Source organism: Campylobacter sp. CNRCH_2013_0671h (assembly GCF_025773055.1).
GTDB lineage: Bacteria > Campylobacterota > Campylobacteria > Campylobacterales > Campylobacteraceae > Campylobacter_D > Campylobacter_D lari_D.
In genome coordinates this window covers 37,613-63,258 of the sequence record NZ_JAKMTG010000006.1, presented here as the reverse complement: position 1 = coordinate 63,258, position 25,646 = coordinate 37,613, and the positions used below count along the sequence as shown (strand labels likewise).

Below are 25,646 nucleotides of genomic sequence, written 5' to 3'. Positions count from 1 at the left end.
TTTATTATTTATTAATAAATTATCGCGTAAAAACAAAGCCTATATAAGAAAAATACACACCATAACAAAAAATTAAAATATAGGAAATTAAACTAGCTATTTTTTGAAATTTTTCATTTAATGTTTTAGAAAAATACGCAAGAAATATCAATGCTGGTAAAGTTGAAAAACCAAAAACAAGCATAATTAAAGCCGATAAATACACACTTTGCACACTCATTCCAAAGGCTATATAAAAATACACCAAACCACAAGGCACAAAGCCATTTAAAAATCCTAAAAAAAGAGTACTCTTGAAAGATTTTTGTTGAATCAATCTAGAGATGTTTTTTTTAATTACGCATTCAAAAAATAAAGAATTTTCAAAAAAACTTAGAAATTTTCCTTTAAAAATCAAAGCAAGTGCTAATGTTATCATAAAAATTCCAATTATAAAAAACATTATGCCTTTTGAAAATTCACTAAATGAAAGCAAGCTTCCAAAAACTCCAAAAAATATGCCCAAGCAAACATAAGCAAAAATTCGAGATAGATGATATGAGAAAATTAAAAGAAAAAAAGGGAGTTTAATTTGCTTTGAAAGCTGAGTATAAGCTAAAACAAAACCTCCACACATTCCATAACAATGCCCAAAACTAGAAAGAAAAGCTATACTTGCTAAAGCAATAAAATCTAAACTCACAAAAGCTCTAAAAATTCTTTAAAAATATACTTGCTCTCATGTGGTCCTGAAGAACTTTCTGGGTGATGTTGCACCGATATAATAGGATAATTTTTATATCTCACACCCTCTACATTATCACCAAACAAATTTCTATGAGTAATAGTTGCAACCTCTGCTATTTCTTCAGGAATATTATAATTATGATTTTGTGCTGTAATTTCTACTGTGTTATTAGTAAGGTTAATAACAGGATGATTTGCTCCATGTTGGCCGAATTTCATTTTATAAGTTTCATAACCAAAAGCATTACTTAAAAGTTGATGTCCCAAACAAATACCAAGCATAGGAATTTTAGCTTCTGCTAGTTTTTTAATCTCTGCGATTTCATCTTTTAAAATTTTTGGCTCACCTGGTCCATTGGATAAAAATACACCATGAATTTTACCTTTTTGATATAAATCAATCAAATCTTTTGCCTTGGTATTATAAGGAAAAACCTCCACCTCAAGTCCAACACTTACAAGCTCATTTAAAATATTTTCTTTTACACCATAATCAATCACAGCTACTTTTTTACCATTTGCTTTTACATTCTCATAAGCTTTGTTGCTATGATCCCAAGCACCTTTACTATGTTTATAAGAGCTTTTAGTGCTAACCTGTGCTACATAATTTACTTCATCAATTTTAGCACTAGAAAGAAGCATTTTTTTAAGCTCTTCTTTGTCCTTAATTTCAGTAGATATTACCGCTCTCAAATTTCCTTGATCTCTGATCATTTTAACTAAAAATCTAGTATCAATTTCACAAAGCCCTATTTTTTCATGCTTTTTCAAATAAGCACTTAAAGAATCATTGGCTCTAAAATTAGAATAATCTTCATTTAATTCTCTTATAATCATTCCGCTAGCAAATACATCTTTACTTTCATTATCTTCATCATTAATACCAACTATACCAATTTCTGGCATTGAAAATACTACAAACTGACCTGCATATGATGGATCAGAAATAATTTCTTGATACCCCGTTAAAGAAGTATTAAAAACAAGCTCTCCAAAAAAAGTTCCACTTTGTCCAAAAGCCTTTGCGCTTAAAAAAACATCATTCTCTATATAAATATATGCTTTCATAAAAGTCCTTTTTTTCTAAGCTCTTCTTGATATAGCTTTTCAAATACCAATTCATATTCTTCAGAACCTGGAATAAGTTTTCTTTTATAATTTGAAATTTTTTCATAGACTAAATCTTCTAAATTTTCATACTCTTTTAAATAAGACATAATACTTGAAAAAATGAGATTTTTCACGCGATTTTCTGACACATTGTAGTTTATCAAATCTTCTTCCACTAAATTTTCTAAAATTTTATGAGAAAGATTATTGTATCTATCTTCACTATCGAGCATAAATTTAAACTCATTTGCTAGTTTTTTCTTAATCATCCAAAACATACTTTTTCTATCTATTTGCATAAACTCAATTTCATCTTCTTGGCTTTCTAAAATTTCTTTTGCTTTTTCATCAAGTTTACGCTCATTTAAAACATCTATTTCTATAATTTCTTTTGCTGTTTTTAAAAGTTTTTGACTATCATCTTTAATTTTAACAAAAGAAGAATGCATTAAATCAAGTATTATTTTATTTGCTATATAAGGTATATGAGCTGGTTTGATACGCATTTATTCACCTTTTTATTTTTATTTTGAAATAATACTAAAAAAAAGGTAAAAACTGCTTAAAACTTACTGCGAACTTGCATTTTGATCTAAATTTTTCAAAAGTAGTGTTAAATCGGAAGCTTTTTTTGGATCCATCTTGGCCATAATGGATGAAATTTTTCTAGGATCTAGCGAAAGTAGAATTTTTGAAGCCTCATCCGGTTCCATTTCGCTTAATATACCTGCCACGGCCACATCTTTCATTTTAGCATAAATTTCTGTGATACGCCCCATGGTTTTATCATTAATAACTTGAAGATTTTGTTTAGTCGCTTCTAATATACGCTCATTTTGCTCTTTTAAACTTTTTATTTGCTCTAAACTTGCATTAACATCAGCTTCTTTTTGCTCCAAAGCTTGCATTTTTTCTTTTTGCAAAGCTTCAAAAGAAGCTCTATAAGCCTCTAAACTTTGTCTTGCTTCATCATATTCTCTAATTTGCTCTTGCATTTGCTCTTTTCTTGCTTCAAAATACTGCTCGCAATTTTGCTGTGCATTTACAAAATTTAAGAAAATCAATAAAAATATTATTTTTTTCATCATTTATCCTTATTAAAATGTCTTGTTATAGCAAGTTCATCTATAAATTTTTCTTCTTCTTTTTGTAAAGCTTTTTGGATTTTTTTTAATTCTTCATTTTCTAAAACCTTAATTTTTTCAAATTCCAAATGAGCCTTTTTGTATAAATGTTGATGATGTGCAAGTTCTTTTTTAGTTAGGTCTAATTTTTGTTTAATTCTTTGCTTACCCTCTCTTGCAATCTCTTGCATTTTTAAAGACGATCTTAACAAAGCCACCGAACCTTTATCAGCCAAAGTCAAGCTTTCGCATGTTTTTAAAGCTTCTTTAAATTCTTCTTCACACAACAAAAGCTTTTGTCTTGTTCTAGTCAAATTTGCCTCTGCTTTATCAAGCTGTTGTTTTCTAAGCTTAATCACAGAAGAATATTTGCTTTTCATAAAATGATAGTATCTTCTCTTTCAGGACTTGTGGAGATATAACCTACTCTAACGCCACTTAATTCTTCCAAACGCTTAATGTATTTTTTAGCATTTTCAGGTAGCAAATCATAATCTCTAATCCCTGCAACTTTATCCCAACCTTCCATTACTTCATAAATAGGCTTAGCGTTTTCTAAATCACAAGGTACATAGTCTATTTCTTGTCCTTTATATTCATATGCTTTACAGATTTTAACACTTTCAAAACCATCTAATACATCAAGTTTCATTAATGATAAAGTATCTAAGCCATTTAATCTTGCAGTATATCTTACCGCAACCGCATCAAACCAACCACATCTTCTTTTTCTACCTGTGCTTACTCCGATTTCTTTACCAATAAGTCCTATTTTTTCACCATCTTCACCTAAATCCTCACTTGGAAAAGCTCCATTTCCCACTCTTGTTGTGTAAGCTTTTACTATGCCTATAACTTTTCCAATTTCTTTTGGATTTAATCCCAAACCACTTAAAGCTCCAGCTGAAATAGTCGTTGAACTAGTTACATAAGGATAAGTTCCATGATCAATATCAAGCATAGAACCTTGTGCACCTTCTAACAATACTTTTTTATCCTCATCTAAAGCTTTCCAAAGCATTCTTGTAGTATCTGTAATATATGGCGCTAGCACTTCTTTAAAGCGTTTTAAATCTTTTAAAATTTCATCATAACTAGGCATTGCAATACCTAAAACATCAAAATAAGTTTTTTTAAGTTCAAAATCTTTCATTAAATTTTCACAAAGTTTTTCAGGCTCTAGCAATTCCCCTACTCTATGTCCATTACGACTTATTTTATCTTCATAGCTTGGCCCTATGCCTTTGCCTGTTGTTCCTATAGCTTTATCGCCTTTAAGTCTTTCTCTTGCTTGATCAATCAAAGCATGATGATTTAAATTTAAATGAGCTCTATCGCTTATAAATAATCTTCCTTCTAAATTTTCAAATTGAGCCATTTCACTAATTAATACATCAGGATTAACTACAACTCCATTACCTATAACATTAATACATTGCTTATTTAAAACACCTGATGGCATTAAATGTAAAGCATATCTTATACCATCAACCCATATAGTGTGACCTGCATTATGTCCACCTGCACTTCTGCAAACATAATCATAATTTTCACATAGTTTATCAACTATCTTACCCTTACCTTCATCACCCCATTGGATACCAACGACAATATCTGCTTTACTCATAAAAAAACTCCATTTTGACTTAAATTTGGCGAGAAGGTGAGAGAATCGAACTCCCCAAAAAGTAGTCAACTACCCTTTCATCTGATTTGAAGTCAGTGGCCATCACCAGATAAGCTAACCTTCCAAAAATGATATTATATCTTAATATTTTTAATTGAAACAAAAATTAAACATATGAAATTATAAGCGTGTAAAAATACTTTGAAATATTATATTTTTTAGTTATAATGTTTGTTTTTCAGTGTCAAGTTTTGACAATTACAATTTTTGGATATATCAATGCATTCTTTCAAACAATCTTTTTTTATAAATTTTTGGGATAATTCCAAAGGCATGATTATACTTGGAATTTTAAGTGCTATTTATTTTGGAATTTTTGGTAGTGTTTGGGCTGTTACAGGTGAAATGACACGCTGGGGTGGAGAAATTTTAGAATTTTTTGGTATGGATTTAAGCTCCTACACTTACTACCAAAAGCAAAATTTAAGTGGCAGTCCCTTAACAAGAATTGATGGTATCATGCTCATAGGTATGTTTATAGGATGCTTAGTAGCTGCATTTTTAGCAAATAAATTTAAATGGCGTTTGCCTGCTAGCAAAATTCGAATTTTTCAAGCTATTATAGGAGGAATTTTATCAGGCTTTGGTGCAAGACTTGCTTTTGGTTGTAATTTAGCAAATTTCTTTACAGGTTTACCTTATTTTTCTTTACATACTTGGGTTTTTACTTTATTTATGATTTTAGGAATTTATCTAGGTGTTAAGGTTTGTAATCTTGCCTTATTTAAGCCAAAAGCAAAGTTACAACGCGTTTGCAAAGAAAATCAAAAATTAAAAACACAAAATAAAATTTCAAAAATATATTTTTACATAGGACTTGGTGTATTTATAATTTTTATAACTTATGTTGTATTTATACTACAAAAACAAAATATTGATATTAAAAACAAAGAAAGTTTTTTTCCTTTAGCGTTAATATTTGGTTTTGTTTTTGGTTTTATCATTTCTAGGGCTCAAATTTGCTTCACTTCTTGCTTTAGAGATTTATTTTTATTTGGTAGAGACAATGCTATAAAAGGCGCTTTAATAGGTATGATCATAGCTTGTTTAATAGCTTTTGCTTTTATATTACAAGGGCATACTAGTAAAGTAATAGAAATATCACCAAACCTTGCTATAGGTGCTTTTTTATTTGGATTTGGAATAGTTTTTGCCGGAGGATGCGAGTGTGGTTGGATATATAGAGCTTGCGAGGGACAAAGTCATTTTATTATAGTGGGTATTGCCAATATCATCGGTACTATGATCTTAGCTTTAAATTATGATCATTTCCCAAAAATACTAACAAATGGTATAAAAATTCATCTTTTAAATGATTTTGGTTATTTTAATGGCTTATTAATCAATTTAGCTTTGTTTGCTATTTTATTTTTGTTTGTTTTAAAATTTAAAAGATTATTCTTCCAACACAACAAAGGAAAAATATGATTATTCATTATAGTTTAAATTTAGAAGGTGAGGCATGCCCATATCCTGCTATAGCTACCATTGATGCATTAAAAGAATTAAAATCAGGTGAGGTCTTAGAAATTTTATGTGATTGCCCACAAAGTATTAATTCTATACCTCAAGATGCGAAAAATCGCGGATTTGAAATTTTAGAGATAGATCAAGATGGACCAACGCTTAGATTTTTAATTCAAAAACCTTAAAAATTAGATTTGAGTATTTACTCAAATCTTTATATTTATACGATATTTTTCTATTAAATTTTCATCCAATATCACTCCTATACCCACGGCATCATTGACTTCAACTATACCATCTTTGCAAGGGATTAAATTTTTCACCAAATGAGTAAAAAGCACACTTGTTGATTGAGAATACTCTATCAAATTACAATATTTAGTACTTGCTAGAAACTGCACCGTAGCAGCAAGTAAAATTCCTGTAGAAAAACCATGCGGGACTAAATCACAACCATATTTTAAAGATATTTTTTCAATTTCTAACATAGTGTCAAAACCACCGCATCTAGTAATATCAGGTTGCACAATAGAAACTTTTGACTTTTTAATAAAATTTTCAAACTCATTTAGCGTGTAAAAACTCTCTCCACCCGTAATCTTACAAGGTAAGTGTTCGCTAAGTCTTGCATAATCATAAAAATTATTTGCACTAACTGGTTCTTCTATCCACTCTAAGTTATATTCTTCAATTTCCAAAAATCTTTCTCTTGCATAAGAAAAATTTTTCCAAAGCCCTACTAAGTCAATACTAAGTTTAATATCATCACCCACTGCACCTCTAATATTCTTGATAATCTCTTTATCAGATAATGCATTATTACCAAAGCCTGCACCACCAAATTTTAATAGTTTAAAACCTTCTTCTTTTAAGTATTTTACTCTAGAAATATTTTCTTCCATATTTTTACTCGGAATAAAAGTAGCGTATGCATTTAAAAAGTCTTTTCTTTTTCCACCAAGTATAGTAGCTACACTTACACCATAAATTTTTCCAAGTAAATCATATAAAGCAATATTTATTGCACTTAAAGCACAAATTAATGCTCCGCTAAGTCCATAATACGCACTTCCCTCAATCAAATCATCCATAATCTTCTTAATATTTCTTGGATCTTGTCCTATTAAAATTTCACTTAAATTTCTGCAAGATCCATGAGTACTAGGTTGCTCAAACATTATCTTTAAAACTGCTGCAGCACTATCACTTTCTCCTATTCCATAAAGATTATTATCTGTATAAATTCTTAATATAAAGGCATCTTCACCCCACTCACAAGACTCATCAAAAGTTTTTGTCCTTAACCATATAGGTTCAACCTTAGTAATTTTCATTATCCATCCTTTTTATCCATTTAATAAGCCCATAAAAGCTAATAGCAAGTATTACCAAAAAAGGAGCAGCACTCAAAACAACTGCAACTTTTAAGGTATTTAAATCTGCATTTATATAAAGCATTGCTAAAGGAATTAATCCAAGCATAATACACCAAAAAACTTTTAAATATTTACTAGGATTTTCACTATCTATTTTTGTGCTTACACAAGAAATAGTAAATGCAGTAGCATCCATATGAGAAGCCAAAAATACCATCATAAGCAGGAAATAAAAAAGAGCAAAAATAGTACCAAATGGTAGTGTTTTTATCAATGCTACCACTCCAGCTTCTCCAGCATTTGAACTAATAAAATTTGGAACATCTAAGATTCCACTTTGAAAAATATCTATTGCATATGAACTCAAAACTCCAAAGAAAAACCAAGTCCCAATACATCCACCTACAATAAGACCAAAAATTACTTGACGAATGGTCCTTCCTTTAGAAATTTTTGTCACAAAAATACTAACAGCAGGAGTGTAAGTAATCCAATAAAGCCAATAAAAAACTGTCCAATCAGAATTAAAGCTACTTACACCAGCAATATCATTATATAAGCTCATTGAAACATAATTACTAAAAAATACCCCTATACTATTTATTATATTATTTAATATAAATACACTATCTCCTAAAATAAATACCAATATTGCAAACACAAAACACAAGATACAAGATATTTTAGCAAGTTTTGCCATACCACTTGATAATCCAACAAAACTAGAAAAGGTAAAAACAGCTGTAACAATAGCTAAAAGAATAAATTTTAAATAAAAACCATCATTAATATCAAAAATTCCAGAAAGTCCAGCACTAATTGTAATTATAGAAAGGGTTGTAGTAAGCACAAGTCCACCAAAAGTGCTAAATAAAAACACAACATCGATGATTTTATCAAGCACTATATTTTGATTAATATGCAAGATATTTGCTATTAAACTTGAAATTTTTAAATTTTTATTTTTAAAAATATAAAAATGAAAACACATTGCAATAGAACTTAAAGCATATACAGCCCAAGGCGTAATACCCCAATGCAAATACACAAAAGAAGTTGCACTTCTTAAAGCTTCTGTAGATTTTGGAGTAATATTTAATCCAGGTGCTAAATAATAATATGCCCATTCCATAAATGCCCAATACATAGTAGCAGATCCAAGTCCTGCACAAATAAACATAAAAATCCAAGCAGTATTTGAATAAGGATTTATCCCATCGCCTAATTTAATATTACCTATTTTAGAAAAAGCCAAGTAGAAAATAAAAACTACACAAATAAACTCAAAAAGTTGAACAAATGAGCCAAACATATGTGTAAGCTTACTAAAAAGAAAATTTGCTACTTCTAAAGCTTTACTAGGATTTATAAGTAAAATTACAATCACCATAAAAACCGCCAAGATAGATGTCACTATCAAAAATAAATCATAAGTTTTTTGATTATTTTTTTGCATAAATCTCCTTTTTGTTTCAAGTAGTAAATATATAGTATTTTCTTATTTTAAAATAAAACTTAAAGAAACTTTTATCATAAATGCATTAAAAGCCATACCTTAGTATTTTCAAATATTTTTTACTATAATAAAAAATTATTTAATCAATAAATTATTGCTACTAAAATACACAAATAAATAATGTTATTTCTCAAAATACAAAAATATTTAAAAAAATATCTTACATTGAAATTAAACACAAAAAAGGAGGAATACATGTGGCAAGGGAGAAATGATGGTGATGAAATTATCCATAAACGATTATTTAAATGTTTAAATCACTCTTCAAATAATAAATTATTAGGCTTTTGTTCATCATTGGGCGTGCAGAGAAATAATGGTAGAATTGGAAGTGAATTAGCACCAAAAATTATAAGAAAGAATATGGCAAATTTTGCTATACATGATGATTTTGATTTTGATGATTTAGGAGATATTGAAAATTTTGATACCCTAGAATTAGGCGATGAACTACTTTATCACAAGTGCTTAGAAATTTTACATAATAATCATTATGGTGTAATTTTAGGAGGTGGACACGAAACATCTTTAGCTTGTATTAAAGCGCTTTTAGATTACAAAAAAAGTGTAGGAGTTATAAATTTTGATGCACATTTTGATGTAAGAATTCAGGAGTTACATACTTCTGGAAATTCTTTTTACAAAGCTTATGAATATGCAAAAGAAAATAATTATAATTTTTCTTATCTTTGCTTGGGTGCAAGTAAATTATCTAACACAAAAGCACTTTTTCAAACTATGGATAATATGAAAGCAAGTTATGTTTTAGATACTGAATTTGAAAAATGTATAGAAGTCATTAAAAACTTCTTAAAACAAAATGAAGTTGTTTATTTAAGTATTGATATGGATGTATTTTCACAAAGCATAGCTCCTGCTGTAAGCGCCCCTGCTGTTTTTGGTATCAATTTAAAAGAAATTTTAACTCCGATAAAAATTATTTTTGAAAGCAAAAAAGTTGCTTTAGCAGATATTTGTGAATTTAATCCTAAATTTGATATAGACAATCACACTGCAAAAATCGCTGCTTATCTAGCATATTTTTTATTAAGTAAAGGAATGATATGAAATTTGATAGTTTAAGTGTATTAGCTATTAGTATCGGGGTTTTATTGTTTGGTATGTTTTTGAAAAAACGCTTTTTAATCTTAGAAAAATTTTGCATTCCCGCGCCAGTTATAGGTGGATTTTTAATCAGTATAATCATTTGGATTTTAAGTTTTATTGAGATTAAAGTTGATTTTGATACAAGTTTACAAACTCCTTTAATGGTGGCTTTTTTTACCGTAATAGGATTAAGTGGAAGTTTTAAACTCTTAAAAGTAGGAGGAAAAGTACTTTTAATCTATCTAGGTTGTTGCTGGTTTATGGCTTTAATGCAAAATTTTATCGGCATTTCCATGATGAGTTTATTCGATTTAAATAAACTATATGGAATTTTATGTGGTGCTGTTTCTTTGGAAGGAGGACATGGAAATGCTATAGCTTTTGGAGGTATGGTTGAAGAATTAAGTGGCTTAAATAACGCTAAAGTTTTAGCAGTGGCAGCGGCAACCTTTGGACTGATTTCAGGGTCTTTGCTCGGAGGTCCTGTAGCAAAATATCTTATAAATAAACACAAATTAAAAATCACAACTAATCAAGATATTAAAGATATAGATCCTCTAAAGCATGAAATTCACAATGCAAATTATAAAGATTTTTTAAAATCTTTATTTTTAATATTATGTATTATGTGTATTGGATTTTTTTTAAGTTCCAAATTTACACAATATAGCGGCTATTCTTTGCCTAGTTATGTTGGTGCCATGCTTGTTGCTATTGTTGTAAGAAATATTAATGATTCTTTTAATATTTTCAAGCTAAATCAATATACAATAGATACTATAAGTGAATTAAGCCTTGGTATTTTTTTAACTATGGCTATGATAAATTTAAAAATAAACGAACTAAGTGCTGTTGCTACACCTCTTTTTATTACTTTGATTGTGCAAGTTTTAGCTTTACTATTCTTTACAATTTTTATAGTTTTTAGATTATGCGGAAAAAATTATGATAGTGCGATTATGTGTGCCGGACTTATGGGACATGGTCTAGGTGCAACACCAAATGCAGTAGCAAATATGAATGCAGTTTGTTCTAGATATAATTTAACTTCAAGACAAGCTTTTTTAATAGTACCTTTATGCGGTGCTGTTTTAATTGATATTGTTGCAATACCTTTAAATACTTATTTGATTAATATTTTTTCATAGTTACTCTCGCATATTGCGAGAGTATTAGAGATGTTTTAGCATTGTTTCATAAGCTGCTTTAGTTCCTGGGCGAACTTTAGTTACCATGCTCACTAAAATAATCACAACAGAAGCAGCTAAAAATCCTGGAATGATTTCATAAATAGGAAAATCAAGCCACTCTGCTAAGAAATTTTTATATACTACAACTACAACTGCACCGGTAATCATACCTGCAATAGCAGCATATCTAGTCATTTTTGACCAAAATAACGAAAAGAGCATTACAGAACCAAAACTTGCTCCAAACCCTGCCCAAGCATAAGCTACTATACTTAATACGCTTGAGTTTTTATCAGTAGAAATAATAAAAGCTATCACAGCTACTGCTAAAACACCAAATCTACCCAAAGTCATCACTGTTTTATTGGACGCTTCTTTGTTAAAAATTCTTTTATAAAAATCCTCTGCTATAGTTGAACTTGAAACAAGCAATTGCGAACTTGCTGTGCTCATAATGGCTGCCAAAATAGCACTTAATAAAACACCTGCTATCCAAGGATTGAAAAGCAATTGCGACATTACGATAAAAATCTTTTCAGGATCTTGCAAACTAAGCTCAAATTTACTCACATAAGCTATACCTAAAATACCTATCAAACAAGCTCCAATTAAAGATATAACCATCCAAGAAATTCCTACAAAAGTAGCAGTTGGAATATCTTTAGTTGATCTTATAGACATAAAACGCACCAAAATATGTGGCTGACCAAAATACCCAAGCCCCCAAGAAAGCGCTGAAACTATACCCAAAAAGCTTAATCCTTCCCCCATAGAAAAAGTATTTGGCTTAATTTCTTTGACTATATTAACAGCTTCACTAAAGCCACCCAAATGATAAATCATCACTATAGGTACGATAATCAAGGCACTCATCATTAATAAACCCTGAATCAAATCCGTCCAACAAACTGCCTTATATCCACCCAAAAATGTATAAGCAACTATAATCACAGTTCCTGTAGTAAGTGCATAATCATATTGGATTCCAAAAGTTGCTTCAAAAAGCTTTGCTCCACCTACAAGTCCTGAAGAAACATAAAAAGTAAAGAATATCAAAATAACAATAGCACAAACCACTCTTAATATATGCTTATCATCATCAAACCTTGTCTCAAAATAATCAGGTATGGTAATAGAATTTGCAATCACACTAGTATAAATTCTAAGTCTTTTTGCTACAAAAGCCCAGTTTAAAAATGCTCCTATACTAAGCCCTATTGCAATATAACTTTCAGCTAAACCACTTACATATAAAGCTCCTGGTAAACCCATTAAAAGCCAACCACTCATATCAGAAGCTCCAGCACTAAGTGCTGAAACTACCGGCCCCATAGAACGACCACCTAAAAAATAATCCTCTGAGTTTTTATTTTGTTTATAAAAATAAAATCCAATAAAAAGCATTAATGCTGAATATGCGACAAACATTATCGCAATTTGAGTATTAATGTGCACAACCTCCATTTTTTCTCCTTTTTATTTTAAAGCACGAATGCCTAAATTTCCATAACGGTGGAAAGATATACTTAAAGCTTTTTCATTATGATATAAAAGCAACTCAAAACGTCCGTTCATTAAAGGCTTAGTATTGGCAATGATTTTTGCGCAACTTGCTGCTTTTATGAAAATTTCATCATTAACATCTAATGGAGCAAAATAACGAATTCTTTCATAATCAACTATTTTGCTAATGAAATTTTCTTTACTTTCTTTAAGGAATAAAGTTTTTGAACTAATTTTTTGATTAATCTTTTGCACAAGATCTATTTTTTCATGCTCATCATAACTTAAAATAAGATCAATATTTAACACACTAGCTGCTAAAATAACTCCTAAAATATCTTTTAAACTATCATCTTGATGTACTCTATAAGCAATATTTTTAACCTTTGTATAAGAGAAAATATTATCCTCACCTCTTATATTGACATAATCTTTTGCACTAGCAAATTCATATTTTGCATGGTAAGCATAGCTTCTTGCTATAGCTTTAACGACTTCAAAATCGGCTTTATCTTTTTCATTTAAATCCAAGCTTAAAGCATTTAAATTTGATACTAATTCATTATCTAAAACATTTTGATCAGCTTGACTTTGCTCTATATCTAAAAATTGAGTGATGTAATTATAAATTCCAACTTTTCTACCAAAACCAATGGCTGATTTTTTAATACCACCAAAAGGCTGTCTAAGAACTATAGCTCCTGTTGTTGGTTTATTAATGTAAATATTTCCTGCCTCTATGTGAGTGTGAAAATACTCCCATTCTCTCTCATCTAAACTTTCAAATCCTGCTGTAAGTCCATAACCTGTAGAATTTACTATATCAATAGCTTCTTTTAAATCTTTTGCTTTCATTACAGTTAAGATTGGTGCAAAAAGCTCATTCATGTGCGTAAAATCACCTTTTTTAGTACCATATTTAATCCCTGGAGTTAAAAGATAAGGATTATCATCTACAAATTTAGGTTTTAAAGCCCAACTTTCATATGGAGCTAACTCATCTAATGCTTTTTGCAGTTTTACATCTGGTTTATCTGCTAAAGCTCCAAGTTTATTTTTAAATACAAATGGATTTCCAACCGCCATAGAACTAGCAGCATCTACTAAGGTCTTTTTAAATTCCTCATCTTCATAAACTTCTTCTTCCAAAACAAGTAAAGAAGTAGCAGAGCATTTTTGACCTGAATTTGAAAATGCTGAATGAATGATATTTTTAATCGCACTATCACGATCAGCAAATTTAGAAACAATAGTTGCATTTTTACCGCCTGTTTCAGCACTTAAAAGTAAGGTTGGATTAGCTTTGAGTATTGCATAAGCAGTTTCTTCTCCACCGGTTAATACTGAAAATTTCACACTTTGATCAACAAGCAAGTATTTTGATATATCGCTACCTTTAGCAGGTAAGAAAATCAAAGCATCTTTTGGAATTCCCGCATCCCAAAAGCATTTACAAAGCATATAACCTGTTAGCATAGATAAAGATGATGGCTTATATATTACTTTATTGCCTGCAGCCAAAGGTGCTGCTATGGTTCCTACTGAAATACCTACTGGAAAATTCCATGGTGCAATTACCACACCTATGCCTTTTGCTTTAAAAGTAGTATTTGGATTTTGCTCTTTTAGTTTTTCCAAAGAATGTGGATAAAATTCTAAAAAGTCTATAGCCTCACTAACTTCAGGATCAATCTCTAAGAAAGTTTTTCCTACCTCTAAAGCTGCTATACCTATTAAATCTCCTCTACGATCTCTAACAAGTTGAGCAGTTTTTGCTAAAATCTTATAAATTTCATCATGACTTAAATCACTAAAATTTGAGCTCTTAGCTACATCTAAAGCATATTTAATCTCTTTTTGGCCTGCTAAATGTGCTTTACCTATAGTGCGATTTTTGATTTTATCTTTAACTTCTATTACTTGTAAATTTTCGTTTTTAATTTCTTCTTTTGCAACCGGATACACATCATAATTTTCTAAATTTTCATATTTAGTTCTTATATTTTTAGCCCATTCTCTATTTGCTTTTAAGATAAAATCTGTATCAGGTTCGTTTTTAAATTCTTTACTCTCATAAGAACTAATAGCCTTTGTTTCATTATTTCTATCTTGAGTTCTATGGGTAGAATTATCCAAACTAGCAACGCCTTCTAAAGATTTTATAAATAATTCTTTTTGCATTTGCCAATTTTTATCATTAATTTTAAGGTTGAAAAAATATCTCATGAAATTATCTTCACTAGTATTTTCATCAAGTCTTCTTACTAAGTAAGCAATGGCATTATTAAAATGCGCTTCATCACACACCGGTGCATAAAGTATAAGATCATGCATTTTAGAAAGCTCATAAGAGCATTGCAAGCTCATACCTTCAAGCATTTCAAAAGTAAAAGATGATAAAGCTCCTGCTTGTGAAATTCTAGTATAAGCATAAGCAATTTCAAATAAATTATGACTCGCAATACCTATATTAATATATTTATAATTATCGCCTTCTAAGACAAAATCAAGCATTTTCTTATAATTACTATCTGTGTCAATTTTTTTATAAAAAGTAGGTAGAGCCCAACCTCTTTGCGAAGCTATAGTTTCTTCACTTTCCATATTCGCTCCTTTAACAAAACGAATTTTTATAGGCTTCATACCTTTTAAAACTCTTTCTTTTGAAAAAGCAAAAAGTTTTTTCAAATATTCATAAGAATCAGGAAGATAAGCTTGTAAAACGATACCTGCTTTAATATTATACTTTGCAATACTTTCCATAAAAGCTTCAACGGTTAATTCTAAATCTCTAAATTCCTCCATATCAAGATTGATAAATTTAGACACACCTTGCTTTTTTTCTTCTTCTAAAGCAAGAGCATATAATTTATCCAATCTTTTTACCACTTCATCTTTAGAGTATTCAAAATCAATGATATTAATTTGAGAAAAAATGGTAGTGATTTTAATTGAAATATAAGTAATATAGCTTGTTTTTAATGCTTCTTCATATTTTTTTACTCTATAAGCACTCTCAGCCTCACCCAAAACCTCTTCACCAATTAAATTTACATTTAAGGTAATTTTATCTTCATCTTTTCTTTTACGCATATGAGGCTCTAAAACACTAGGATTTGCATCTAAAACCATAGCTTTAGTATCTTCTCTTAAATGCTTAATGAAAAATGGCACACTAAGAGTTGGTGCAAATTTTCCAAAATTTAAAAATGAAAAAAGCAAAAATTTTTCAAAAGCACTGAAAAAATCTGCTATACCATATTTGTTTAAAGTATGCTCTATAAGCTCAAAACTCGCACTTTTATCTTTACATCTAAAAGAGCGATCTAAAAGTTCAATCAACATCACTTTATTTTTAGGATTGTTTAAAAGTTTTTGCATTTTGGCGTGAAATTCTTTTTCACTTTGAGAGATATTACTTTCTATTTTTCTTTCTAATTCTTCAGCTAATTGCAAAGCTTTTTGTATCATTTCTTCCTCCATTTAGTAATTAATATCTTTTATGATACAAAAATAGCCACAAAAATCAACATATATTTATTTATAATTTATTTTTTTATGTAAAAAAGTAACAAATATAAACATATATTTTTAATTGTAAATAAAATATTAGCGTAATAATAAATAATTATGAGTATTTCTTACACATCTAGCAATAATCTTTGCCTCTATATTGTAATCTTTCAAAATTTTCAAAGCCTCATTTGCATCTTTTTCACTCATTGCAGCTAAAAGTCCACCTGAAGTTTGAGGATCAAAATACACTATATCTTCATCTTTTTCATTTAAATTATCAACCCAAATTTTTAGGCTATCTTTATTTTTATAAGCTCCTGCTGGGATTATCCCCATATTAGCCATTGGCAAAACTCCATCCATTAAAGGAATTTCATTTTTATACACTTCTATCATAATCTCTTCATTTAACATTTCTTTTAAATGCCCCAAAAGGCCAAAACCAGTAACATCACTTAAAGCACTAAGACTTTTAAACCCCTTTAAAATACGACTTGCGTAAAGATTTAAAAAACTCATTTGCTCTATTGCTTTTAAAATCTTTGCTTTTTCTAGCAAACCAGCCTTGATAGCAGTGCTAATAATGCCACTACCTATAGGCTTAGTAAGTAAAATAACATCACCATCTTTTGCACTATTATTAGCTATAAATTTCTTAGGATGAACTACACCTGTCACACTAAGACCAAAAATAAATTCATCATTTTCTATAGTATGGCCACCTACTAGCACAGCACCAGCTTCTTCAACCTTAGCTCTAGCACCTTCTAAAACTTCAAGTAAAATTTCATTGTTAAAATGACAAGTATCAAAGCCTACAATATTTAAGGCATTAATCACCTCAGCACCCATAGCAAATACATCACTTAAAGCATTGGCAGCAGCTATAGCACCAAAATGATACGCACTATCAACCACAGGTGTGATAAAATCAAGTGTTTGCACTAAAGCTAATTCCTCATTTAGCTTATAAACACTTGCATCTTCGTTATTATCAATACCACTTAAAATGTTTTCATGCGGTTTTAAAATGCCAAGAATTTTGTTAAGACCCACCGAGTCTAGTTTGGCAGCTCAACCCGCAGCTTTTACATATTGAGTTAGTTTTTGGTCTTTATATATCATAAAGAGATAATCTTTGCCTTTCCAAAAAGTTCATTTAAAATTTCATAAGCATTACCTATTTTACCTATTTTAAGCTCTTTAGTTTTACCAAAAAATTCCAAACATACCCCACAACTATAAATTTCAACCCCTAAATTTTCAAGCTCTTTCATAGCTTCAAAAGCCATATGAGAACAATCAGTATTCATTAAAACACTATCATTAACACAAAGGATTTTTACAGGTTTATTAGGTAAATCTTTTAAGGTTTTTAAAAAACCTAGCATTAGATTTTTCCCAAGTTCCCCTTCGCCTACTTTATCGCTTTTTAAAAACAACACGTTATATTCTTGTAAATTTTGTTCTTGAATTTGAACTATATCACCATCTTTTATAATGCTAATAATACTTTCATCATTTACATCTTTCACACTAAAGTTCAAATTTAAAGATTTTAAAAACCTCATTACATTTTCTTTAGAAGCTTGAGAATTTAAAAGAATTTCTAAATTTTCATTTTCTTTTAACTCTTCTAAAGCCTTTTTTGTCTCTATCACAGGACGCGGACAAGCTAAATCTCTACAATCAATTTTCATTTTTTACCTTTTTTACTTAATGATATATTTTTATAACTTGTATTCAAATTAAGTTTTATCTTTTTCTTGATTTTTCTTGAAAAATAATTCTTTAAAGCGCTTATTAGTGTATTCTTCTACATCTTGTTGTAAAATTTTAAAATTTTGAATTAGCTCATAAGCTCTAGGAGTAAGCTTACTACCTGATTGACTTCCCCTTCCTTTTTTAGCAATGAGCAATTCTTCTTTCATATTTTTTTCTAAATCCTGTATATAAAGCCAAGCTTTTTTATAATTAATCCCTAGTTGTTTAGCCGCTTGGGAAATACTTCCGCATTCTCCAACTAATTCTAAAATATCTGTTTTCCCTTTACCAAAAAGTAATTCTCCATCAGGATTTTCTACCCAAATTTTGCTTTTTATATGAAATTTCTTACCTTTTTTTTCTTCAAAACAACCAAGTTCGCAGTATTTAACATCAATTTTATAAGTTTTAAGTGTAGCTCTCATATCAGCCATATTAAAGTTTTTAGCACATTCTAAAGCATCTTTACATGATATGCGACGCTTAGAATCTAGTTTCGTTTCTAATTTTTCTAAAATTTCACTTTTTGCTATATTTTTATTTAACTTTCCAAATTGACCTAACTCGCAATCTGAAATTTTTACGCCTAATTCTTTTATACTAGCTTGAAAATCTTCTTTGGAGTATTGTTTTAAAAACTCTAGTGCTTTTTTACAAGTAAGTTTATTATTTTCATCAAGATTTTTTTGAATTTGCAAATTTAATTCTTCCATGAATTAACCTTGGATTATAAGTAGTAAAAAAGGGTGCCTGTAAACACCCTTTGGGTTATTTTGCATCAAGTCCTAAATTTTGGCCCTTAAGCAAAACTCTTTTTCTGTACATTGCACTAACTTCAGCTGCATCACCAACCAAAAGTGCATTTGTAGAACAAACCGCAGCACACATAGGCACTTTACCTTCTGCGATACGATTTTGTCCATAAAGTTCTCTTTCTTCATGAGAGTTAGTAGGTTCAGGACCACCTGCACACATAGTACATTTATCCATTTGACCTTTAATACCAAAAGCACCATCTCTTGGAAATTGTGGAGCACCAAAAGGACATGCATAAAGACAATACCCACAACCTATACAAGTTTTTTTATCATGTAAAACAATACCATCAGCTCTAATATAAAAGCATTTTACAGGACAAACTTGCTCACATGGAGCATCTGTGCAGTGTTGGCAGGCAAGAGTTGTTGAAAACTCTTTTCCTTCTATGCCTTCATTTAGAGTGATTACCTTTCTTCTATTAATCCCCACTGGCACTTCGTGCGCACTTGAACAAGCCACTTGACAAGCAAAGCAAGAAATACAGCGATTATTATCTACATAAAATTTCATTCTAGCCATAACTTACCCCTTAAGCCTTTTCAAGTCTGCAAAGTCCTGCATTAAATTCAGAAATTTGCGTATTTATATCAAAACCATAGTTAGTAACCGTGTTAGAACTTTCACCTATAGTATAAGGTCTAGTGCCTTCAGGATAATTATAACTTAAATCCACTCCTTGCATAATACCCGCAAAGTTATAAGGCAAGCAAATTCTATCCGGTGTAACAGAATGATTATGCACACATTTTACTTTAATCTTAGTACCTTGCGGTGAATGAATCCACATCATATCTCCATCATTTATACCATATTTTAAGGCAAGTTCAGGGTGAACATTAGCAAACATTTCAGGTGTGATTGCAGCAAGATATTTACTAGTTCTCTCAAGCATACCTGCACCACTTAAATTTACTAAACGCATACTTGAAATGATAGTTGGAAACTCTTTACTCCAATCTTTCTTTTGTTGCTCGCTGATAAATTTACTCTCAACTCTGAAGTTTTTCTCTTGATCGCCCCAAGTAGGATATTTTTTAACCAAATCCCAACGAGGTGAGTGAATAGGCTCTCTATGTAACGGAATAGGATCTGCAAATTCCCAAACTTTCATTCTAGCTCTTGCATTACCTAAACAGCAAGCACTCTTTTCTCTACATTTTTCTAAAATAATACCTGAAATATCTGTACTCCAGCTAGCGCCCATTAATTCTTTTTCGCTATCACTTAGTTTGATATTAAATACTTTTTCAATATTTGCCTTAGTGATTTGTGGGTAACCACCTTTAACTTTACATCCTTTTGGAGTAAAGGCATCATCTGCTAATTGAGAATGTCCTTCATGCTCCAAACCAAAGCGGTTTCTAAAGCCCATACCGCCTTCTTCATAAGGCACATCAGTATTCCATAATATAGAAGTTCCCGGATGTTGTTCATCCCAACAAGGCCAAGGTAAGCCATAGTATTCGCCTTTAACTTCACCACCAAGACCTCTTTGAGTATCAGGATCAAAATGTTCCCAATTTTGTTGGTGTTTTCTTAAGCGTTCAGCTGAAATACCTCTTAAGCCTATACTTAAAAGACCATTACTCATTTCTCTTGTAGCATCATCAGGCCATATAAAATTATCATCATTATCATCTCTTGTTTGTACAAGCTTATGATCTTTCAATTCCATTTTCATACCGCGAGTGTATTCTTTATAAAAGCCGAATTTTTTAGCAAAAGCAAACATAATCTCTTGATCTTCTTTGCTTTCATAAATTGGTTTTACTACTTGAGAACGCCATTGCATAGCACGATTAGTCGCAGTGACATAACCTTCTGTTTCAAATTGAGTACAAGCAGGGATAATATAAATACCATCGGAACGATCTGCTAAAACTGCTACTTCATTTACAAAAGGTTCAGCGATTACAATCATATCAAGTTTTTTAAGCGCTTCTTGAATTTTTACCGTATGCGCCATAGAAGTAATACCCGTTCCTTGCACCCAAAGCACACGGATAGGTGAGTTAGAATAAGTTTTTTCTTCATGTAAAACGCCTTGCCACCATTTTGCTAGTGAAAAACCTTTTTCATGCATCCATTCTTTAGAATAAAATCTTGAATTTAAATATTCTCTATCTACATTCCAAAAATTAGCAAAATGATTCCACGCATTATCATCAAGCCCATAATAAGCTGGTAAAGTATCAGCCAAACAGCCCATATCAGTAGCACCTTGAACATTATCATGACCTCTAATGATGTTTGTTCCTGCACCTGGTTTGCCTATATTACCAAGAACGAGTTGTAAGATAGCTAGAATTCTTGTGTTGGAGCTACCTACCGAGTGTTGAGTAATACCTAAAGCCCAAAATAGCGTAGCAGGTTTGATTGTAGCTAGCATTCTTGTAATTTTTTCAAGTTGAGCAGCTGGAACGCCTGTTACATCTTCTACAACTTCAGGAGTCCATTTAGCAGCCTCTGCTTTTATTTCTTCAACACCATAAGTTCTAGTTTTGATTAATTCTTTATCTTCCCAACCGTTTTTGAAGATCAAATGAAGCATACCATAAACTAAAGCTATATCTGTGCCTGGACGAATTCTTACATATTCATCAGCATGTACTGCAGTTTTTGTAAATACAGGATCTACAACTACCAATTTAGCATTATTACGATCTTTTGCTTGTAATAAGTGTTTAAATCCGATAGGATTTGCCACAGCAGTATTTGCACCAAAAATAATCATCATTTTTGAGTGTTTAGTCACATCACCAAAATGATTTGTCATAGCGCCATAACCCCATGTATTCGCCACACCGGCGACTGTTGCGCTGTGTCAAATTCTAGCAACGTGGTCTATATTGTTAGTACCCCAAAATGCTGCAAATTTTCTAAAATAATAAGCTTGTTGGTTATTAAATTTAGCCGAACCTAAAAACATAACACTATCAGGTCCATTTTCTTTACGGATTTCAAGCATTTTATCACCAATTTCATTGATAGCTTGTTCCCAAGTTAAACGTACCCATTTGCCATTTTCTTTTTTCATAGGATATTTAATACGCTGCTTTGATTTAGTAAGATCGATTTGATCTATCCCTTTACAGCAGTGTGATCCTTGAGAAATAGGATGTTCTATAGCGTTTTCTTGACGCACCCAAACTCCATCTTGCACTTCTGCTTTAATTCCACAGCCTGCACTACAGATACTACAGATTGTTCTAACAATCTTAGAATCTGGATAAGGATTTGCTACTTCTTGTTCACTTGCAGCTCTAATAGCTTTGTTTTCACTACCAAAAGCCGCACTTCCAAGACCAGCAATACCAGCAAGCTTAAGAAAATTTCTTCTTGCTAATGCCATCTTCTTCCTTTCTTAATTAATAAGCTATTTTGTAGTATTTTTCCCAATGCATAGTTTTTTTATAAAGCACTTCTTTTTTAGTACTTTTTCCTAAAACTACGGTATTTTGCTCTTGGTAATCATCTTTAGCTAAAGCATTCACGCTTGCCCCAGCTACTACCCCTAAAGCACCAATTTTCAAAGATTTTTTTAAAAAATCCCTTCTTTGATTGGCCTCCATGTTCTCTCCTTTGAAATAAAAGTAAAGAATAACTATAAATACTTATTTTCAAAGTATTTATACACTTAACAAAATAAATTTTGCATATTTTCACTTAAGATTTTATTTAATTTCTATTTTCATAAAAAGATGATTTTGATAATATGTATTTTGGTAACAAAATACATATTAATTTCTATAATTTACTAAGTTCTTCTATATTTGTTTTGCTAAATTTAGTAGGAAGTCTTGACTCATAAGGAAGTCTTTGTAAAGCCTCATCTGCTATACTTTTACCTTCTTTTTTTATAGGTGCTTGTACTTCCAAATAAGCTCTTTCATTTGCAAAAAAGACTTTCATAATATTGGCAATAGCAATGTAAAAATTTGAGTTTTTGTGGATTTGTAATTTTTCTATAAACTCATCTATTACAGGGTTTATCACAAAACGAAATAATTGCTGTGCAACTTTTAAATCATGCTCAATAATACTTGCCATAAAAGCAAACAAAAAGCCAAATTCATCTTCACTTTGCCTACAATCTTCTTTTTTTCTAAATTTGGTTTTTCTAATGATTTCACAGGCTTGAAGCTTCATTTTGCCATCATCTCTACCCTCATCATAAAAAGAAGCACTAATAGGCACATTCACATAAGAAAAATCAAAAAACACTCCATTTTGTTCTTCTTTAAAACTTGCAAAATCACATACACTAAGTTTTTCAAAATCAAATTTTAAACTATCATCTAAAGGACTTTGAGCTAAAACTAAAACTTGCTCATGCCAAATTTTAAACTCATTTTCATCGATAAAATTAAAAGCTTTTGAAAAAAATTCATAAAAATATTTACGCGAAAGATCAATATCTTGTATCATTAATTTTCCTTGTTATTTTTATTTGATTATAACAAGGAAAATTTAAAAAAATCAAGTGAGATTTTAAAATTTTGTTTTAGAATCGTAAGTAAACGATGGATTGATTTGTTTTTTATCGCTTAGTTCTTTATACCAATAAGAATGTAAAATATAAACTTCCTCTTCTTCTTTATAACCACTAATCATAGAGTGGATACTTCCTTTAATAGCAAATACGGCCATATAAATATGAATAGCAAAAAATACTGCACATAAAATACCCAAAATATTATGGATGATAGCTGAAGCTCTTAAAATATCTATATGAGAAATTCCAAAAATAGATTGCAAAGAAGTAGAATTAAAATCAAGGAAAAACATAAACGCACCAGTGATTATCATCAAAAAGCCACCAAAAACAGCTATATAATACCAAGATTTTTGACCAAAATTAAACTTACCCGCAGGCACAGGTTTTTTCTCTTTGCTTAAATATCCACCTACTATCATCATCCATCTTAAATCATAACTTGCAGGAAGCATTCTTTTAATCCAACACAAAAGCATAGGAATGATGGAAATGATAAATAAAATAGTAGCAATACCATGTAAGTTTTTACACATTCTTACAAAAAATCCACCGCCAAAATACGATCCAAAAATCATAATAAGTCCGGTTGGTACAAGGATAATCCAAGAGATTGCTGCTACAAAATGAAACAATCTTTCAAATACTGAAAAAGCGTAAATTTTCTTACCATCATGAGAAAATTTCTTTGGACCTATGACCATATAATGCAAAGCAAAAGCTGAAATTACCACTATAAGTATAATCAAAACAGCACTTGCAATATACTCACCTTGCAGTTTAGTCCACAAAGCACCAAAATTTTGATAACTTTCTATATTCATCACTCTTTGCACATCCCAAATTTGAGTATTTTTAACTTCAAAATTTTCTTGAGCAAATAGAAAGTTAAAACAGGCTAAAAGAGCTAGTATAACTCTATGCATAAATTACTCCTAAACATTACACGCTAGAAAAAGCTTAGCATTGTAGTTTTGTTAATTTTCAGTTTCCATTTTTATTTTAAAAAAAGTTTTATTTAAAAAACATAAATTTGCAAAAAACTACAAAAAAACTCAATTTTTAGTTTCTTTTTGAATAATTTTCATAACAAAACTCTCTTATCATAGATAAATTTTCATTCTTATCTAAGAACATTAAATTTGGAAGTCTTACTCCATTAAAAGTAGTGTTTTTAACTATGGAATAATGAATTTGATCTAAAAATACTATTTTTTGTCCTATTTTTAACTCTTGTTTAAAAGCATACTCGCCCATGATATCCCCTGCTAAGCAAGTATTACCACCAAGTAAATAAGCAAATTCGTTTTCTTTTAACTCGCTATATTTTTCCCCATCACGACTTGATAAAATTCTAACATTTAAAACCTCGCTTGTATAAGGCATAATGATAGTATCTGGCATATGAGCTTCGCTTGAAGTATCTAAAATAGCTATTTTTTTCTCATTTTCTACTATATCTATTACACTTGCAACTAAAGTCCCGCACTGCCAACCCACAGCCTCACCTGGCTCAAGATACACTTGCACACCGTATTTATCGCTAAATTTTTTACAAAGATCAATTAGTTTTTGCGTGTCATAACCTTCTTTGGTAATATGATGACCCCCACCAAAATTAACCCATTTCATATTTTTAATAAATTTTGAAAATTTAGCTTCAAAAGCATTTAACACAAGCTCTAAAGAATACGCACTTTCTTCACATAAAGCATGAAAATGAAGCCCACTTAAAGCGCTTAAATCTTCATTTTCAAAATCAATCGCACGAATTCCTAATCTTGAAAATCTACCACAAGGATTATAAAGTTCTTTTGGAGCCACTGAAAGCTCTGGATTACAACGCAAACCAAGAGACTTTTTACTCGCTTTATCTTTAAATTTTTTAAACTGATTAAAAGAATTAAATACTATATGGTGTGAAAGATCTATGATTTCATCTATTTCATCATCTTTAAAAGCAGGTGAAAAAGTATGAATTTCTTTATTCATATATTCTTTTGCAAATTTAGCTTCCCAAAGCCCACTGCAAGTACAACCTGATAGATACTCACCCACTATATCCATAGCACCTGAAAAAGCAAAACCTTTTAGAGCAAGCAAGACTTTTGCTCCACTTTGCTCACTCACTTTAGCCAAAAGCTCACAATTTTTTCTAAGCTTGTCTTCTTCTAAAATATAAGCAGGAGTTTGAAAGTCTTTATCTAAATGATTTTTAATTAGCATTATTTGTCCTTAATTTT

General features: G+C 30.4%; 23 protein-coding genes and 1 tRNA gene. 4 read left to right on the top strand and 20 right to left on the bottom strand.

The annotated features are described in order from the left end of the window. Positions 1 to 19: 19 nt before the first annotated feature. From L8X97_RS05500 to L8X97_RS05470, 7 genes are all read right to left on the bottom strand, one after another. Positions 20 to 682: a sulfite exporter TauE/SafE family protein gene (locus tag L8X97_RS05500; protein ID WP_133319397.1), complete on the bottom strand. Its 663-nt coding sequence runs from the start codon at positions 680 to 682 to the stop codon at positions 20 to 22. Further along, positions 679 to 1,797 (bottom strand): glutamine-hydrolyzing carbamoyl-phosphate synthase small subunit, encoded by a 1,119-nt coding sequence (carA, locus tag L8X97_RS05495; protein WP_133319398.1) that lies wholly within the window; start codon positions 1,795 to 1,797, stop codon positions 679 to 681. Before carA ends, L8X97_RS05500 begins: the two co-directional genes overlap by 4 nt. Beyond that, entirely contained in the window at positions 1,794 to 2,345 is a 552-nt protein-coding gene (locus tag L8X97_RS05490) for a DUF507 family protein (protein WP_133319399.1), read from the bottom strand. The genes carA and L8X97_RS05490 overlap by 4 nt, the downstream gene beginning before the upstream one ends. A 63-nt stretch (positions 2,346 to 2,408) precedes the next feature. After that, the gene (locus L8X97_RS05485; protein WP_165955271.1) at positions 2,409 to 2,927 is read right to left on the bottom strand and encodes a MotE family protein; all 519 of its coding nucleotides are present in this window, start codon (positions 2,925 to 2,927) and stop codon (positions 2,409 to 2,411) included. Continuing rightward, a complete protein-coding gene (locus L8X97_RS05480; protein WP_133319401.1) occupies positions 2,924 to 3,343 on the bottom strand; it encodes a flagellar FliJ family protein in 420 nt (139 codons plus the stop codon). The genes L8X97_RS05485 and L8X97_RS05480 overlap by 4 nt, the downstream gene beginning before the upstream one ends. Beyond that, on the bottom strand, positions 3,340 to 4,590 hold the full coding sequence (locus tag L8X97_RS05475) for an adenylosuccinate synthase (RefSeq protein ID WP_133319402.1): 1,251 nt from the start codon (positions 4,588 to 4,590) through the stop codon (positions 3,340 to 3,342). The genes L8X97_RS05480 and L8X97_RS05475 overlap by 4 nt, the downstream gene beginning before the upstream one ends. 26 nt (positions 4,591 to 4,616) lie before the next feature. Beyond that, positions 4,617 to 4,714, bottom strand: a tRNA-Sec gene (locus tag L8X97_RS05470). 155 nt (positions 4,715 to 4,869) lie between these two features. On the opposite strand from L8X97_RS05470, the gene yedE reads away from it, so the two are divergent. Together yedE and yedF (L8X97_RS05460) are read left to right on the top strand one after the other, a co-directional pair. After that, on the top strand, positions 4,870 to 6,078 hold the full coding sequence (gene yedE, locus L8X97_RS05465) for a selenium metabolism membrane protein YedE/FdhT (protein WP_263662822.1): 1,209 nt from the start codon (positions 4,870 to 4,872) through the stop codon (positions 6,076 to 6,078). Continuing rightward, on the top strand, positions 6,075 to 6,302 hold the full coding sequence (gene yedF / locus L8X97_RS05460; RefSeq protein WP_133319404.1) for a sulfurtransferase-like selenium metabolism protein YedF: 228 nt from the start codon (positions 6,075 to 6,077) through the stop codon (positions 6,300 to 6,302). The genes yedE and yedF (L8X97_RS05460) overlap by 4 nt, the downstream gene beginning before the upstream one ends. A 21-nt stretch (positions 6,303 to 6,323) precedes the next feature. Here the strand turns inward: yedF (L8X97_RS05460) and L8X97_RS05455 are convergent, their stop codons facing one another. Together L8X97_RS05455 and L8X97_RS05450 are read right to left on the bottom strand one after the other, a co-directional pair. Beyond that, positions 6,324 to 7,451: a mandelate racemase/muconate lactonizing enzyme family protein gene (locus L8X97_RS05455; protein ID WP_263662080.1), complete on the bottom strand. Its 1,128-nt coding sequence runs from the start codon at positions 7,449 to 7,451 to the stop codon at positions 6,324 to 6,326. Next, positions 7,438 to 8,949 (bottom strand): BCCT family transporter, encoded by a 1,512-nt coding sequence (locus L8X97_RS05450; protein WP_220566432.1) that lies wholly within the window; start codon positions 8,947 to 8,949, stop codon positions 7,438 to 7,440. The genes L8X97_RS05455 and L8X97_RS05450 overlap by 14 nt, the downstream gene beginning before the upstream one ends. 255 nt (positions 8,950 to 9,204) lie before the next feature. On the opposite strand from L8X97_RS05450, the gene L8X97_RS05445 reads away from it, so the two are divergent. Next, positions 9,205 to 10,077 carry a formimidoylglutamase gene (locus L8X97_RS05445; RefSeq protein ID WP_263661071.1) on the top strand — a complete coding sequence of 291 codons (873 nt, stop codon included), beginning with the start codon at positions 9,205 to 9,207 and terminating at the stop codon, positions 10,075 to 10,077. Then, positions 10,074 to 11,264, top strand: coding sequence for a sodium/glutamate symporter (gene gltS / locus L8X97_RS05440; protein WP_133319408.1), 1,191 nt, complete (start codon positions 10,074 to 10,076; stop codon positions 11,262 to 11,264). The genes L8X97_RS05445 and gltS overlap by 4 nt, the downstream gene beginning before the upstream one ends. A 24-nt stretch (positions 11,265 to 11,288) precedes the next feature. Here gltS and putP read toward each other — a convergent pair whose 3' ends face one another. From putP to nspC, 11 genes are all read right to left on the bottom strand, one after another. Continuing rightward, positions 11,289 to 12,770, bottom strand: coding sequence for a sodium/proline symporter PutP (gene putP / locus L8X97_RS05435; protein ID WP_220566430.1), 1,482 nt, complete (start codon positions 12,768 to 12,770; stop codon positions 11,289 to 11,291). Between the two features lie 12 nt (positions 12,771 to 12,782). Further along, positions 12,783 to 16,280, bottom strand: a complete 3,498-nt coding sequence (locus L8X97_RS05430; protein WP_263662821.1) for a bifunctional proline dehydrogenase/L-glutamate gamma-semialdehyde dehydrogenase — start codon at positions 16,278 to 16,280, stop codon at positions 12,783 to 12,785. 138 nt (positions 16,281 to 16,418) lie between these two features. After that, the gene (gene selD / locus L8X97_RS05425; protein ID WP_263661073.1) at positions 16,419 to 17,450 is read right to left on the bottom strand and encodes a selenide, water dikinase SelD; all 1,032 of its coding nucleotides are present in this window, start codon (positions 17,448 to 17,450) and stop codon (positions 16,419 to 16,421) included. Beyond that, positions 17,447 to 18,025, bottom strand: coding sequence for a sulfurtransferase-like selenium metabolism protein YedF (gene yedF / locus L8X97_RS05420; protein ID WP_263662820.1), 579 nt, complete (start codon positions 18,023 to 18,025; stop codon positions 17,447 to 17,449). Before yedF (L8X97_RS05420) ends, selD begins: the two co-directional genes overlap by 4 nt. A gap of 48 nt (positions 18,026 to 18,073) precedes the next feature. Beyond that, positions 18,074 to 18,802, bottom strand: a complete 729-nt coding sequence (locus L8X97_RS05415) for a winged helix-turn-helix domain-containing protein (protein ID WP_263662819.1) — start codon at positions 18,800 to 18,802, stop codon at positions 18,074 to 18,076. Between the two features lie 55 nt (positions 18,803 to 18,857). Beyond that, positions 18,858 to 19,427 (bottom strand): formate dehydrogenase FDH3 subunit beta, encoded by a 570-nt coding sequence (gene fdh3B, locus L8X97_RS05410; protein WP_133319414.1) that lies wholly within the window; start codon positions 19,425 to 19,427, stop codon positions 18,858 to 18,860. A 10-nt stretch (positions 19,428 to 19,437) separates the two neighbouring features. Next, entirely contained in the window at positions 19,438 to 22,260 is a 2,823-nt protein-coding gene (locus L8X97_RS05405; RefSeq protein WP_133319415.1) for a formate dehydrogenase subunit alpha, read from the bottom strand. Positions 22,261 to 22,276: 16 nt separating this feature from the next. Further along, entirely contained in the window at positions 22,277 to 22,480 is a 204-nt protein-coding gene (locus L8X97_RS05400) for a twin-arginine translocation signal domain-containing protein (protein WP_012661099.1), read from the bottom strand. Between the two features lie 175 nt (positions 22,481 to 22,655). Further along, complete coding sequence (locus L8X97_RS05395; RefSeq protein WP_263662818.1) at positions 22,656 to 23,336, bottom strand: molecular chaperone; 681 nt, start codon at positions 23,334 to 23,336, stop codon at positions 22,656 to 22,658. Positions 23,337 to 23,399: 63 nt separating this feature from the next. Beyond that, positions 23,400 to 24,329 carry a formate dehydrogenase subunit gamma gene (locus L8X97_RS05390; protein ID WP_039627999.1) on the bottom strand — a complete coding sequence of 310 codons (930 nt, stop codon included), beginning with the start codon at positions 24,327 to 24,329 and terminating at the stop codon, positions 23,400 to 23,402. Positions 24,330 to 24,465: 136 nt separating this feature from the next. Beyond that, positions 24,466 to 25,629: a carboxynorspermidine decarboxylase gene (gene nspC / locus L8X97_RS05385; RefSeq protein WP_263662817.1), complete on the bottom strand. Its 1,164-nt coding sequence runs from the start codon at positions 25,627 to 25,629 to the stop codon at positions 24,466 to 24,468. Positions 25,630 to 25,646 lie beyond the last annotated feature (17 nt).